Raw genomic sequence first — 13,414 nt, 5'->3', positions numbered from 1 at the left:
GAGTCAGGACTCGAAGGTGGCGGCGAGCGCCTCGGCCAGCCCCGGGACGAGCCCCGCACCGGTCAGGACCTCGGTGGGGGAGTCCTTCTCCCGCAGACGTACCGCGGATTCCCGCGCGCCGTCCCGCAGCACCGCCACGGTCATCCGGACCTCCTGCCGGTCCGGGTGCTCCGACACCCACTTCGTCAGCTGGGCGTCGGTCAGGCCCTCCGGCACGGATCCCTCCGCAGACGGCGGCAGCATCATCCGCTCCACCGTCATCGCGCAACCGGCGACGGCGTCGGGCCAGGCGATCGTGGCGAGGAACTCGTCCAGCGCGGTGCCGGCGGGGAGCTCCTCCTGTTCCACGGGTGTGAGGCTCGCGGTCCGGGAGGTGTCGTCGATACCGAGCTGGGCCGCGAGACCCGGCTCCTGGGCGCGCAGAGCGGCGCTGTCGACCAGGGCGAACAGCCGGGCGGGCTGGTCCCAGCCCAGACCTGCGGCGTAGGTGTCGATCTCGAGGACGGCGACGGTGAGGGGGCTCGCGGCCATCGGGGGGCCGGAAGGGGAAACATTGGACATGGTGAACATCCTGCCTCCTTGGGCCCCGGGAACGGGAACTAGGTAAAGCCTCAGTAAGTTGCACAGGTGGGCTCTACGATCGCTGGGCCTGCTTCACACGACGCGAACTTCGAGGTGCGCACCTTGGCTTTCCAGATGCCGGACCGCGGCGGAGGCCCGACCGGGCCACGGATCAGAGTCGGCCGCCCGTCCCGGCGCGTCCGTACCCTGCTCATGACATTGGGTGTCCTGGCGGTGCTCGCCATGGCCTTCGTCATGTTCGCGGGGTTCTGGACGGACTGGCTCTGGTACAGGTCGGTCGCCTTCTCGTCCGTCTTCACCACCACCCTGTGGACCAAGATCGGGCTGTTCCTCGTCTTCGGACTGCTGATGGCACTCGCCATCGGCGTGAACATCTGGCTCGCGCACCGGCTCAGGCCGCCGCTGAGCGCGATGTCCTTGGAGCAGCAGAACCTGGACCGCTACCGGATGAGCGTCGCCCCCTACAAGAAGTGGGTGCTGCTCGCCGTCACCGCGCTGGTCGGGCTGATCGCCGGCGCCTCAGCCTCGGGCCAGTGGCGTACATGGCTCATGTACGTCAACGGGGTGTCGTTCGGGCAGAAGGACCCCCAGTTCAAGCTGGACGTCTCCTTCTACGCGTTCGACCTCCCGTGGTACCGCTTCCTGCTCGGGTTCGGCTTCGCCGCCGTGGTCCTGTCGCTCATCGCCGCGGCGGTGACCCACTACCTCTACGGCGGGCTGCGGGTCACCAGCCCGGGCGCCCGGGCGACGGGTGCGGCCACCGGCCACCTCTCGGTCCTCCTGGGGGTCTTCGTCTCGCTGAAGGCCGTGGCGTACTGGCTCGACCGGTACGGCCTGGCCGTGAAGTCCAGCGACTTCAAGGCCACGGACAACTGGACGGGTCTGCGGTACGTCGACGCCAACGCCTACCTGCCCGCGAAGACGATCCTGTTCTGCATCGCGGTGATCTGCGCGGTGCTCTTCTTCGCGACGCTCTGGCGGCGCACCTGGCAGCTGCCGGTGATCGGCTTCGGCCTGATGGTGCTCTCGGCGATCCTGATCGGCGGCCTCTATCCGGCGATCGTGCAGAAGTTCCAGGTCCAGCCCAACGAGCAGGCCAAGGAAGCGCCGTTCATCCGGAAGAACATCGACGCGACGCGTGATGCCTACGACATCGACGACGCGAAGGTCGAGGACTACTCGGGCAAGGCCGACACGACGGACGGGGCGAAGCTGCGTGCCTCCGCCGACCAGGCGGCCAGCTACCGGGTGATGGACCCGAACGTCGTCTCCCCGGCCTTCCAGCAGCTCCAGCAGCGGAGGAACTACTACCAGTTCCCCAAGACGCTGGACGTCGACCGCTACAAGGGCGAGGACGGCAAGGAGCAGGACACCGTCATCGGTCTGCGGGAGCTCAACCTCGACGGGCTGCCCAAGCGGAACTGGATCAACGACCACTTCACGTACACCCACGGCTACGGCGCCATCGCCGCCCGCGGCACCACGACGGGTACCAACCCGGCGGGCTCCCCGGACTTCACCGAGTCCGGCCTGCCGACCACCGGCGAGTTCGGTCCGTACGAGCAGCGGATCTACTACGGCGAGAAGACCGAGCAGTACTCCATCGTCGGCGGGCCCCAGAAGGAGCTCGACTACGAGGAGGACGGCGAGAGGACGACCAGCTACAAGGGAAAGAGCGGGGTCAGTCTCTCCAGCGCCTTCAACCGGGCCGCCTACGCGGTGTCCATGAGCGAGCCGCAGATACTCTATTCCGGAGCCATCGGCGACGGTTCGCGCATCCTGTACAACCGCACGCCCAAGGAGCGCGTCGAGGCGGTCGCGCCCTGGCTGACCATCGACGGCGACGCGTACCCGGCCGTGGTCGACAAGCGCATCCAGTGGGTCGTGGACGCGTACACCACGACCAACGGCTACCCGTACGCCTCGCGTACGACGCTAGGTGACACCACGGCCGACTCGCTGACCACCAACCAGCGTGCGGTCGTCGCCCAGCAGAACCAGGTCAACTACATCCGCAACTCGGTGAAGGCCACGGTCGACGCCTACGACGGGACCGTGAAGCTCTACGAGTGGGACACCGAGGACCCGGTGCTCAAGACGTGGCGCAAGGCGTTCCCCGGCACCGTGAAGGACCGCGGGGACATCCCGAAGGACTTGATGGACCACCTGCGTTACCCGCAGGACCTCTTCAAGGTCCAGCGGGAGCTGCTCACGCGGTACCACGTCAAGGATCCGGCGCAGTTCTACAGCGGAAGTGACGCCTGGCAGGTGCCGGACGACCCCACGAACAAGGAGCCCGGGGCCGTCCCGCCGTACTACCTGAGCATGAAGATGCCCGGGCAGGACGCGCAGAAGTTCTCCCTGACCACGACGTTCACCCCGCGAGGGCGCCCGAACCTCGGGGCCTTCATGGCGGTGGACGCCGACGCGGCCAGCAAGGACTACGGCACGATAAGACTGCTGAGAGTCACCGCCACCGTGAAGGGCCCCGGCCAGGTGCAGAGTGAGCTCAACGGCAACGACGACGTCGCCGAGTTCGTCAGGAACCTCAAGGGCACCGACTCGGACATCGAGTACGGCAACCTGCTGACCGTGCCACTCGACGGCGGCTTCCTCTACATCGAACCGGTCTACACGCGCGGTGGCACGCAGAACTATCCGCTGCTGCGCAAGGTGGCCGCTTCGTACGGGTCGGAGATCGTCTTCGAGAACAGTCTCGGGGAGGCGCTCAACGCGGTCTTCAAGGTCGACGACTCCGACACGACCGAGCCGACGGAACCGACGGAGCCACCGGGTGACACCACGGAGCCTCCGGCGACCGGTGAGGCGGCCCTCAAGAAGGCCATCGCGGACGCCCAGAAGGCGTACACGGCCGGTGAGGCGGCTCTGAAGGAGCAGGACTGGTCCGCCTACGGCAAGGCGCAGGCGGATCTCCAGGACGCCCTCGAACGCGCCGCGGCGGCGCAGCCCAAGGCCGGCGGCGGCGGTGCGGAATCCGCCGACGAGTCCGCTGACCAGGGCGAGGACCAGGGCAGCTGAGAAGGGTCCACCCCGCGTCGTGGTACGGTTTCAACACAACGACGCGGGGTGGAGCAGCTCGGTAGCTCGCTGGGCTCATAACCCAGAGGTCGCAGGTTCAAATCCTGTCCCCGCTACTGATGGACGAAGGCCCGGATCCTTTTGGGATCCGGGCCTTCGTCGTGCGGTGGAGCCTTTTTCAAGTTGTCGGCGTGAAGTGCGGTTCGCGGGGCACGAGTTGGACCCAACCGTGTTTCACTTGTCTCTCTGTGGGCATGTCGACAAAACGCTGAAGTGACCTCACTGGCCGCGCTTTATCAGGTGTACGCGGGTTGCAGGTGGTGTGACGATGGTATTTATGGGGGACAGGGCAACTCTGTTGGAGACAGGGCGGTTTGTGCAGCGACGCGGCCGGAGTGCGGAAAACGTGGCGGATGGGCCATTCGCCGCTGCCCCGACCGCGACCGTCGACGACGCCGCAGCCCTCGTGCAGGACACCACCACCGCGTCGCGCGCGGCCGAAGGCCTCGACGCCGTGGTGAGCCCCGCCGCCGACGGAGCGGTGGAAGCCTCCGGAGGTACGCAAGCCGCTGGGGCCGTGGAAGCCGGCGCGAGCGCCGACGCCACGGACACCCCGGATCACGCGGACGAGACCGAAGCCCGGCACCGGCGCGCCGCGGAGGCCGGTGACACGGCCTCCATGAGCGTGCTGGGCGCCCTGCTGCTGCGCCGGGGGGAACTCGACGGCGCGGAGACCTATCTCCGGGCGGCGACGGCCGAGGGTGACCGGGCGGCCGCGAACAACCTGGGCGTGCTGCTCCACCAGAGGGGATACGCGGACGAGGCGGCCGGATGGTGGCGCATCGCCGCTGTCGCGGGATCCGCCGCCGCCGCGCACGCCCTCGGGCGCCACTTCCGTGAGCGCGGGGACGAGCCCGGAGCCGAGTACTGGCTCCGCCAGTCCGCGGAACAGGGACACGCGCTGGGCGCCTACGCGCTGGCCGACCTGCTGGAGCACCGGGGCGACGACGGCGGCGAACGCTGGCTGCGGGCCGCCGCGGAGCAGGGGCACCGGGAGGCCGCCTACCGGCTGGCGCGCACGATCGAGCGGAACGCCGTGGGGGACGCGCACGAGGCCTTCGGCCTGGGGCGCGCCGTCGGCGAGGTGTACCGGGCCGCGGAGCCCCGTACACCCGTGAAGCCGGACAGTCCCGTGGCGGGTCCGGACGCCGAGCGTGTGGGCGAGGCCGAGCAGTGGTACCGCCAGGCCGCCGCGCGCGGTCACCGGCGGGCCGCCCTGCACCTCGGGGCCATCCTCGAGCAGCGTGGCGAACTGAAGGAGGCGGGCCGCTGGTACCTCACCGCGGCCAAGGGCGGCGAACCCCGTGCCGCGTGCGCCCTCGGCTTCCTCCTGCGTGACGCGGGCGACGAGGAGAGCGCGGCGGTGTGGTGGCTGCGAGCGGCCCAGGACGGCGACGGCAACGCCGCCAACGCGCTGGGGGCACTCCATGCCGCGAGGGGTGAGCAGCAGACCGCCGAGCGCTGGTACCGCGCCGCCATGGACGCCGGAGATGTCAACGGGGCCTACAACCTCGGTCTGCTGTGCGCGGCCCAGGACCGGATCCCGCAGGCCGAGCAGTGGTATCGCCGGGCCGCCTACGCCGGGCACCGTGAGGCGGCGAACGCGCTGGCCGTGCTGCTGCTCCAGGCCGGCGACGCGACCGGTGCCGAACCCTGGTTCTCCAAGGCGGCCGAGGCGGGCAGCGTCGACGCCGCGTTCAACCTCGGCATCCTGCACGCCGGGCGCGACGAGGACCGCACCGCGCTGGGCTGGTACCAGCGGGCCGCGGCCGCGGGGCACACCGACGCCGCGCTGCAGGTCGGCATGGCGCTGCTGAGGGACGGCGAGGAGCAGGAGGCCGAGCGTCACCTCAGGTGCGCCGCCGGTGGCGGGAGCGCCGAGGCGGCCTTCCGGCTGGCCGGTGTCCTCGACCTGCGCCAGCCGGCGCCCGGGGCGCCCGCCCTGGGAGAGCCGATGCCCGAGCGTACGGAGTGCGAGGAGTGGTACGAGAGGGCGGCCGAGCAGGGCCACCGTCGTGCCCAGGTCAGGGCCGGGATGCTCGCGGCCGCGCGCGGGGACATGACGAGCGCCGCGCGTTGGTACCGCGAGGCCGCGGAGTCCGGCAGCCGCAACGGGGCGTTCAACCTCGGCCTGCTGCTCGCACGTGAGGGCAGCGAGCGTGAGGCCGCCCTGTGGTGGGCCCGTGCCGCCAACGACGGCCACGGCCGGGCGGCCCTGCGCCTCGCGCTGCTCGCCGCGCGGCGGGGCGAGCTCGCCGAGGGGAAGCACTGGTGCGGCCGTGCCGTCGAGCTCGGCCCGGCCGAGGTGGCCGACCGGGCCGCACGGCTGCTGGAGGCCCTGCACCAGGAGCTCACCGCTTGACAGGACGGGCGAACCGGGTCGACCGCCCCGACGACTTCCGGTGTCCGCCGGTCGCCGCCCGGCTCCCACAGGGCGTCGGCCGAATGAATTTGCTCCGTTCGGCAAGGGTGTCGTAGGGTTGAACCACAACGACGCGGGGTGGAGCAGCTCGGTAGCTCGCTGGGCTCATAACCCAGAGGTCGCAGGTTCAAATCCTGTCCCCGCTACTGAAGACTGAGGCCCGGATCCTTCTGAGGATCCGGGCCTCAGTCGTGTGTTCTCGCGCCGGCCCGGAGCCGCCCGAGCCGGGCGTTCTCCGTGAGGCCAGGCGTCAGGCGGCCGCCGAGCAGTTGGGGCAGAGGCCGCGGTAGGTGACCTCGACGTCCGAGACGGTGAAGCCGAAGCGCTCCTCGGCCGGCAGGTCGGCCAGCGGGTTGCCCGACGGGTGCACGTCACGGATGGCTCCGCAGCCGCCGCACACCAGGTGCTGGTGGGGCCGGTGTGCGTTCGGGTCGTAACGCTTGGCCCGGCGGTCGGTGGAGACCTCGATGACTTCCCCGAGGGACACCATCTCGCCCAGCGTGTTGTACACGGTCGCGCGGGAGATCTCGGGCAGCTGTACGACGGCCCTCGCGTGGACCTCGTCCGCCGTCAGGTGCACGTGCTCCCCTTCGAGTACCTCGGCCACCACGCGGCGCTGTGCCGTCATGCGCCAGCCGCGCCCACGAAGTCGTTCCAGGAGGTCACTCATGGGCACCAGCCTAACAGTGGAGTGTTCGAGTCCCGAGCAGGTGTGACTTTAGATCACTGCTTGACTTGGACAATGTCCATTGTAGGATCGATTGCGATCGGCCGAGGACAGGTAACGGCCGGGAGAGAACACCTCGCACAGGGAGGACGCTGTGCGGGACATGACGCAGGAGGCGCGCGTGACCCAGGGACCGCTCACCACGGAGGCCGGCGCTCCGGTTGCCGACAACCAGAACAGCGAGACCGCCGGCCCGGGTGGACCGGTTCTCGTACAGGACCAGGCACTGCTGGAGAAGCTCGCCCACTTCAACCGCGAGCGCATCCCGGAGCGCGTGGTGCACGCGCGCGGGGCCGGCGCGTACGGCACCTTCACGCTGACCCGGGACGTCTCGCGGTGGACGCGTGCGAAGTTCCTCTCGGAGGTCGGCAAGCAGACCGAGACGTTCCTGCGCTTCTCGACCGTGGCCGGCAACCTCGGTTCCGCCGACGCGGCCCGTGACCCGCGGGGCTGGGCGCTGAAGTTCTACACCGAGGAGGGCAACTACGACCTCGTCGGCAACAACACCCCGGTGTTCTTCATCAAGGACGCCATCAAGTTCCCCGACTTCATCCACACGCAGAAGCGCGACCCTTACACGGGCTCCCAGGAGGCGGACAACGTCTGGGACTTCTGGGGGCTGTCGCCGGAGTCCACGCACCAGGTGACCTGGCTTTTCGGTGACCGGGGCATCCCCGCCTCGTACCGTCACATGAACGGCTACGGCTCGCACACCTTCCAGTGGAACAACGAGGCCGGCGAGGTCTTCTGGGTCAAGTACCACTTCAAGACCGACCAGGGGATCAAGAACCTCACCACGGAGGAGGCCGTCCGCCTCTCCGGGGTCGACCCCGACAGCCACCAGCGCGATCTGCGCGAGTCGATCGAGCGGGGAGAGTTCCCCAGCTGGACCGTGCAGGTCCAGATCATGCCGGCGGCCGAGGCGGCGGGATACCGCTTCAACCCGTTCGACCTCACCAAGGTGTGGCCGCACGAGGACTATCCGCCGATCGAGATCGGGAAGCTGGAGCTCAACCGCAACCCCGAGAACGTCTTCGCCGAGGTCGAGCAGTCGATCTTCAGCCCGGCGCACTTCGTGCCCGGCATCGGCCCGTCCCCGGACAAGATGCTCCAGGGCCGCCTCTTCGCGTACGGCGACGCCCACCGCTACCGCGTCGGGATCAACGCCGACCACCTGCCGGTGAACCGCCCGCACGCCACCGAGGCGCGTACGAACAGCCGGGACGGCCACCTGTACGACGGCCGCCACAAGGGTGCGAAGAACTACGAGCCGAACAGCTTCGGCGGCCCGGCGCAGACGGACCGGCCGCTCTGGCAGCCCGTGCCCGTCACGGGCGGGACGGGCAACCACGAGGCCCCCTCGCACGCCGAGGACGACGACTTCACGCAGGCCGGGAACCTCTACCGGCTGATGGCGGAGGACGAGAGGGCGCGGCTCGTCGACAACCTCGCCGGTTTCATCGCCAAGGTCTCGCGTGACGACATCGCCGAGCGCGCGATCGGCAACTTCCGGCAGGCCGACGGGGACTTCGGCAAGCGCCTGGGGGCCGCGGTCCAGGCCCTGCGCGGCTGACGGAGCGTCCACCGGCCGACACTGCCGTCGGCGGGAGGGCCGGCCACCCCACCCGGGCGGCCGGCCCTTTCGCGTACGCGGACCCTCTGAGTGCGGGCCGGACGGGCGGTCAGATGGTCAGGCTCGCGGCGGTTCTGCGGACCGGCGCCCAGCAACGGATGATGTCGCGCACCGAGACGATGCCCACCGGCCCGTCGCCGTCCAGCACGATCAGGTGCCGGAAGCCGCCGTGCGTCATGGCCTCGGCGGCTTCCTGGAGGGTCCATACGGGAGAGGCGAAGACGACGTCGGTGGTGGTGTGGGTGGACGCCGTCTCGATGTCGGGGTCGAGCCCGGCGCCGAGGGCGTCGAGGATGTCGCGTTCGGTGAGGATGCCCAGACCGCAGGTGTCGGGATCGTGGACGACGGCTGCCCCGATGCGGCGGGCCGACATGAGCCGGGCCGCCTGACGGAGTGTGTGTGCCGGGCCGATGGTGAGGACCAGGGTGCTCATGGCGTCGCGGACAAGCATGAAAGGAGCCACCTCCTTCGCTCGGTGACCGGTGAGGCGCCTCGTGAGGCGATTCACAAGTTCACAAGTGGGGGGACTCTCAGAGTGACACCCTGGAACCGTGCCGACAAGGGGGTGTGCGCGTCCTCAGTAACGCTGGTTGAGGTAGCCCAGCAGCTCGTCGTGGAGCAGACCGTTGGACGCCGCCGCGTTTCCGCCGCCCGGACCGGACACCCCGTCCAGGCTCGTGAAGCTACCGCCCGCCTCCTGGACGATGATCGCGTTCGCCGCCATGTCCCAGAGGGAGAGCTCCGGCTCCGCGCAGATGTCCACCGAGCCCTCGGCGACCATCATGTACGGCCAGAAGTCCCCGTACCCCCGGGTGCGCCAGCAGGCTCGTGTCAGGTCCATGAAGCCGTCGAGGCGGCCCTGCTCCTCCCAGCCCGTCAGCGAGGAGAAGGCGAACGAGGCGTCGGAGATCCGCTCCACCTTGGACACCCCCAGCCGCGTGGCGGAGGTCAGGCTGCGGCCCGAGAAGGCGCCGGCGCCCTTCGCCGCCCACCAGCGACGGTTCAGGGCGGGGGCCGACACCACGCCCACCACCGGCTGGAAGCCGTCCTCGCCTGCTTCCATGAGGGAGATCAGCGTCGCCCAGACGGGTACACCCCGTACGTAGTTCTTGGTGCCGTCGATCGGGTCGATGACCCAGCGCCGCGGACCGGTGCCCTCGACCCCGTACTCCTCGCCGAGGATCGCGTCACGCGGGCGGGCCCGGTGCAGGTGACCGCGGATCAGTTCCTCCGCGTGCTTGTCGGCCTCGGTCACGGGCGTCATGTCCGGCTTGGTCTCGACCTTGAGGTCCAGGGCCTTGAACCGGTCCGTCGTCGCCGCGTCCGCGGCGTCCGCCAGTACGTGGGCCAGGCGCAGATCATCGTGGTAATCGGGCATGCCGTCACAGTATCCACCGCCACCCGGCCGGGCTACACGGGCCCGTGCGACCGGCGGGTCCCGGGCGCGCGGACCCTTGACACCTCCGCGGCACGCCTCAACTCTGATTGGCAGGTCCCGGTGTGGGAGGCGGCGATGCCGACAGCGCGTGAAGCCCTGCTGGACGCCGCCCGCTCGGCGCTCTCCCGGCAGCCCTGGACTTCGGTGCGCATGGTCGACGTGGCGGTTCGCGCCGGGGTGTCCCGGCAGACGCTCTACAACGAGTTCGGCAGCAAGGACGGCCTGGCGCGTGCGCTGATCAGGCGCGCGGCGGACGACTACCTGGCCGGAGTGGACCGTACGCTCGGCGCGGACCGCCGCCGGGGCGCGGGCCCCGCCGCCCTCGCCCGGTGGACCGTCGGGGCCGCCCGGGCGGACACCCTGGTCAGGGCGCTGCTCACGGGAGTCTGGGGGGAACGGCTGCCGGTCCCGGCCGCCTCGCCGTCAGGCCGTGGGGCCGACGGCGCCGCCCTGCCGACGCCGGGCGAGTTGCTCAGGCTGGTACGGGACCGGGCGGTCGCCGCGCTGGAGGACACCTCGGCCAGGGGGACCGCCGGGCTGGAGCTGCAGTGCGAGATCGCGCTCCGTCTCGCCCTCTCCTACACGCTGGTGCCGGCGGAACCGGCGTCTCAGGCCGAGGAACCCGACAGCTGCAGGCCGATCACACCGATGATGACCAGCGAGATGGAGACCAGCTTGAGCGTGGACACCACATCGCCGAGGAAGACCATCCCGTAGATCGCCGTCCCCGCGGCACCGATGCCCGTCCACACCGCGTACGCGGGGCCGACGTCCAGCTTCTTGAGGGAGAGGGTGAGCAGCCCGAAGCTCCCGAGGGCGAAGGCGCAGAACGCGACCGTCGGCCAGAGACGCGTGAAGCCGTGCGAGAGCTTCAGACACACGGCGAAGCCGGTCTCGAGGAGTCCCGCGACCACCACCAGCAACCACGCCATCGTCAGGTGCCCTCCACGTAGGTGACGCTTCGACCCGCTCGACGCGATTATGCCCTTACCGCTCGCCTCAGCCCGTACACGTGCGCGCGTCGGAACGCCCGGCGGGAATCTTGCCGCGTGCCGGACGGCCGGGCGGCGGTCAGTCGCCCTCGCGCCTCTCCCGGGTCGAGAGGAGCCTGCGCAGCGAGTCGAGCCGCGCGGGATCCGCGTGGCCCTCCGCGACCCAGGCGTCCAGGGCGCACTCCGGCTCCTGGCCGTCATGCGTGCAGCCGCGCGGGCAGTCCTCGGTCCCCGGTTCCAGGTCGGGGAAGGCGTGGATGACCCGCGACGGATCGACGTGATGGAGCCCGAACGACCGTACGCCCGGCGTGTCGACGACCCAGCCGCGGTCACCGGGCAGCGGCAGCGCCAGCGCCGAGGTGGTGGTGTGCCTGCCGCGCCCGGTCACGGCGTTGACCACCCCGGTGGTCCTCCGCCGGTCCTTCGGCACCAGCGCGTTGACCAGGGTCGTCTTGCCGACGCCGGAGTGCCCGACGAAGGCGGTCACCCGGCCGTCGAGCAGCTCGCGCACCCGGTCGGCCGCATCGCCGTTCTCCAGCTCCTCACGGCTGGTCACGATGTAGGGGACGCCCAGGGGCGTGTACGCCTCCAGGAGCTTGTCCGCCGAGGCCAGGTCGGACTTGGTCAGCACCAGGAGCGGAGTGAGCCCGCCGTCGTACGCCGCCACCAGGCAGCGGTCGATCATGCGCGGACGGGGTTCCGGGTCGGCGAGCGCCGTCACGATGGCCAGCTGGTCCGCGTTGGCGACGACCACCCGCTCGAAGGGATCGTCGTCGTCGGCCGTGCGGCGGAGCACCGAGGTGCGCGCGCCGATCCGCACGATGCGGGCCAGGGTGTCCTTGTCGCCCGAGAGGTCACCGACCAGGGAGACCCGGTCCCCGACCACCGCCGCCTTGCGGCCCAGCTCGCGTGCCTTCATGGCCATCACCACGCGGTCCCCCACCAGGCAGGTGAGACGGCCGCGGTCGACGGTGAGGACCATGCCGTCCTCGGCGTCCTCGTGCTTGGGCCGGATGTGCGTACGAGGGCGGTTGCCCTTGCGGTTGGGGCGGACGCGGACGTCGTCCTCGTCGGGGTTCTTCCCGTAGCGGCGCATGCCCTCAGGCCCCGTGCCCGCCCGAAGCGGCGCCGAGCGCCCCGCCCGTGGAGGCGCCGAGCGCCCCTGACGACACCCCGACGGCCCCGGACGGTTCCCCGAGCATGCCGGTCCACATCTCCGGGAAGTCGGGCAGCGTCTTGGCCGTCGTGCCGACGTTCTCGATCTCGACCCCGGCCACCGCGAGTCCGATGATCGCCCCGGCGGTCGCCATCCGGTGGTCGTCGTAGGTGTGGAAGACACCGCCGTGCAGCGGGCGGGGCCTGATCAGCAGGCCGTCGGCGGTCTCCGTGACATCGCCGCCGAGACCGTTGATCTCCTTGGTGAGCGCGGCCAGCCGGTCCGTCTCGTGCAGCCGCAGGTGTGCGACACCGCTGAGGGTGGAAGGGGAGTCGGCCAGCGCGGCGAGTGCCGCGATGCCGGGGGTCAGCTCGCCGACCTCGCTCAGATCGACGTCGATGCCGTGGACGCTTCCCGACCCGGTGAAGGTGAGTCCCCGCTCCGTCAGCTCGCAGGCACCACCCATCGCGGTGAAGATCTCGCGGAGCGCGTCACCCGGCTGGGTGGTCCGCAGCGGCCAGTCCGGCACCGTGACCCGGCCGCCGGTCACCAGCGCGGCGGCCAGGAACGGCTGGGCGTTGGAGAGGTCGGGCTCGACGGTGAGATCCCGCCCCAGCAGCGCCGAGGGGGAGACCCGCCAGACGTCCGGCTCACCGCCCGACTCCGGCTCGTCGACCTGGGCGCCGACCGCGCGCAGCATGTCGACCGTCATCCGGATGTGCGGCATCGACGGCAGCGCCGAGCCGGTGTGGCGCACCTCCACGCCCTGGTTGAACCGGGGAGCGGACAGCAGCAGCGCCGAGACGAACTGCGAGGACGAGGAGGCGTCGATGGAGACCGGTCCGCCCACCAGGGCGCCCGCCCCGTGCACGGTCAGCGGGAGCGTGCCACGGCCGTCGTCGTCGATCCGGGCGCCCAGGGACTTCAGCGCGCCGATGACACCGTGCAGGGGGCGCTCGTAGGACCGCGGGTCGCCGTCGAAGTGGACGGGACCGTCCGCGAGGCAGGCCACCGGGGGCAGGAACCGCATCACCGTCCCGGCGTTGCCCACGTCCACCCGGGCCGGGCCGTGCAGACCCGCCGGGATGACCCGCCAGGCCTCGCCGGAGCCGTCCGGGCCCACGCCCTCCTCGATGCCGACGCCCATCGCGCGCAGCGCCTGGGCCATCAGCAGGGTGTCCCGGCTGCGCAGCGGGCGGCGAAGCCAGCCCGGCTCGGAGGAGAGGGAGGCGAGGACGAGGGCGCGGTTGGTGACCGACTTCGATCCGGGCACGGTGACGGTCGCGTCGACGGCCCCGGTAGCGAGCGGGGCGGGCCAGAGGGCGGGGTGCACGGAACTATCGGTCATGACCCTCACTTTAGTGG

The 13,414-nt window shown here is 70.7% G+C and carries 11 protein-coding genes and 2 tRNA genes; 6 read left to right on the top strand and 7 right to left on the bottom strand.

What is annotated here, in order from left to right; translation table 11 throughout:
* Positions 1–3: 3 nt before the first annotated feature.
* A complete protein-coding gene (locus ACGFNN_RS11160) occupies positions 4–570 on the bottom strand; it encodes a PPA1309 family protein (RefSeq protein ID WP_393554775.1) in 567 nt (188 codons plus the stop codon).
* Positions 571–696: 126 nt separating this feature from the next.
* On the opposite strand from ACGFNN_RS11160, the gene ACGFNN_RS11155 reads away from it, so the two are divergent.
* From ACGFNN_RS11155 to ACGFNN_RS11140, 4 genes are all read left to right on the top strand, one after another.
* A complete protein-coding gene (locus ACGFNN_RS11155) occupies positions 697–3,621 on the top strand; it encodes a UPF0182 family protein (RefSeq protein WP_393555116.1) in 2,925 nt (974 codons plus the stop codon).
* A gap of 42 nt (positions 3,622–3,663) precedes the next feature.
* Positions 3,664–3,737 (top strand) — tRNA-Met (locus tag ACGFNN_RS11150).
* A 212-nt stretch (positions 3,738–3,949) separates the two neighbouring features.
* On the top strand, positions 3,950–6,043 hold the full coding sequence (locus tag ACGFNN_RS11145) for a sel1 repeat family protein (protein ID WP_393555114.1): 2,094 nt from the start codon (positions 3,950–3,952) through the stop codon (positions 6,041–6,043).
* Positions 6,044–6,175: 132 nt separating this feature from the next.
* Positions 6,176–6,249, top strand: a tRNA-Met gene (locus tag ACGFNN_RS11140).
* A gap of 104 nt (positions 6,250–6,353) precedes the next feature.
* Here ACGFNN_RS11140 and ACGFNN_RS11135 read toward each other — a convergent pair.
* Positions 6,354–6,773 carry a Fur family transcriptional regulator gene (locus tag ACGFNN_RS11135; protein ID WP_393554773.1) on the bottom strand — a complete coding sequence of 140 codons (420 nt, stop codon included), beginning with the start codon at positions 6,771–6,773 and terminating at the stop codon, positions 6,354–6,356.
* Positions 6,774–6,933: 160 nt separating this feature from the next.
* Here ACGFNN_RS11135 and ACGFNN_RS11130 point away from each other — a divergent pair, with 160 nt between their 5' ends.
* Positions 6,934–8,403 carry a catalase gene (locus ACGFNN_RS11130; protein WP_393555112.1) on the top strand — a complete coding sequence of 490 codons (1,470 nt, stop codon included), beginning with the start codon at positions 6,934–6,936 and terminating at the stop codon, positions 8,401–8,403.
* A 109-nt stretch (positions 8,404–8,512) separates the two neighbouring features.
* On the opposite strand, the gene ACGFNN_RS11125 is transcribed toward ACGFNN_RS11130, so the two are convergent.
* Positions 8,513–8,914 carry a CBS domain-containing protein gene (locus tag ACGFNN_RS11125; RefSeq protein WP_362553497.1) on the bottom strand — a complete coding sequence of 134 codons (402 nt, stop codon included), beginning with the start codon at positions 8,912–8,914 and terminating at the stop codon, positions 8,513–8,515.
* Positions 8,915–9,040: 126 nt separating this feature from the next.
* Positions 9,041–9,841, bottom strand: coding sequence for a histidinol-phosphatase (gene hisN / locus ACGFNN_RS11120; protein WP_362553499.1), 801 nt, complete (start codon positions 9,839–9,841; stop codon positions 9,041–9,043).
* 135 nt (positions 9,842–9,976) lie between these two features.
* On the opposite strand from hisN, the gene ACGFNN_RS11115 reads away from it, so the two are divergent.
* On the top strand, positions 9,977–10,618 hold the full coding sequence (locus tag ACGFNN_RS11115) for a TetR/AcrR family transcriptional regulator (protein ID WP_393554770.1): 642 nt from the start codon (positions 9,977–9,979) through the stop codon (positions 10,616–10,618).
* Here ACGFNN_RS11115 and ACGFNN_RS11110 read toward each other — a convergent pair.
* The 3 genes from ACGFNN_RS11110 to aroA form a co-directional block, all read right to left on the bottom strand.
* Entirely contained in the window at positions 10,510–10,833 is a 324-nt protein-coding gene (locus ACGFNN_RS11110; RefSeq protein ID WP_362553505.1) for a multidrug efflux SMR transporter, read from the bottom strand. The genes ACGFNN_RS11115 and ACGFNN_RS11110 overlap by 109 nt on opposite strands.
* 139 nt (positions 10,834–10,972) lie before the next feature.
* The gene (gene rsgA, locus ACGFNN_RS11105) at positions 10,973–11,989 is read right to left on the bottom strand and encodes a ribosome small subunit-dependent GTPase A (protein ID WP_393554767.1); all 1,017 of its coding nucleotides are present in this window, start codon (positions 11,987–11,989) and stop codon (positions 10,973–10,975) included.
* Positions 11,990–11,993: 4 nt separating this feature from the next.
* Complete coding sequence (aroA, locus tag ACGFNN_RS11100) at positions 11,994–13,397, bottom strand: 3-phosphoshikimate 1-carboxyvinyltransferase (protein WP_393554765.1); 1,404 nt, start codon at positions 13,395–13,397, stop codon at positions 11,994–11,996.
* Positions 13,398–13,414: the final 17 nt, after the last annotated feature.

The sequence above is a fragment of the Streptomyces sp. NPDC048590 genome (assembly GCF_043199535.1).
Taxonomy (GTDB): domain Bacteria; phylum Actinomycetota; class Actinomycetes; order Streptomycetales; family Streptomycetaceae; genus Streptomyces.
The sequence above is the reverse complement of the archived record's forward strand: the minus strand, read 5'-3'. Positions and strand labels throughout refer to the sequence as shown.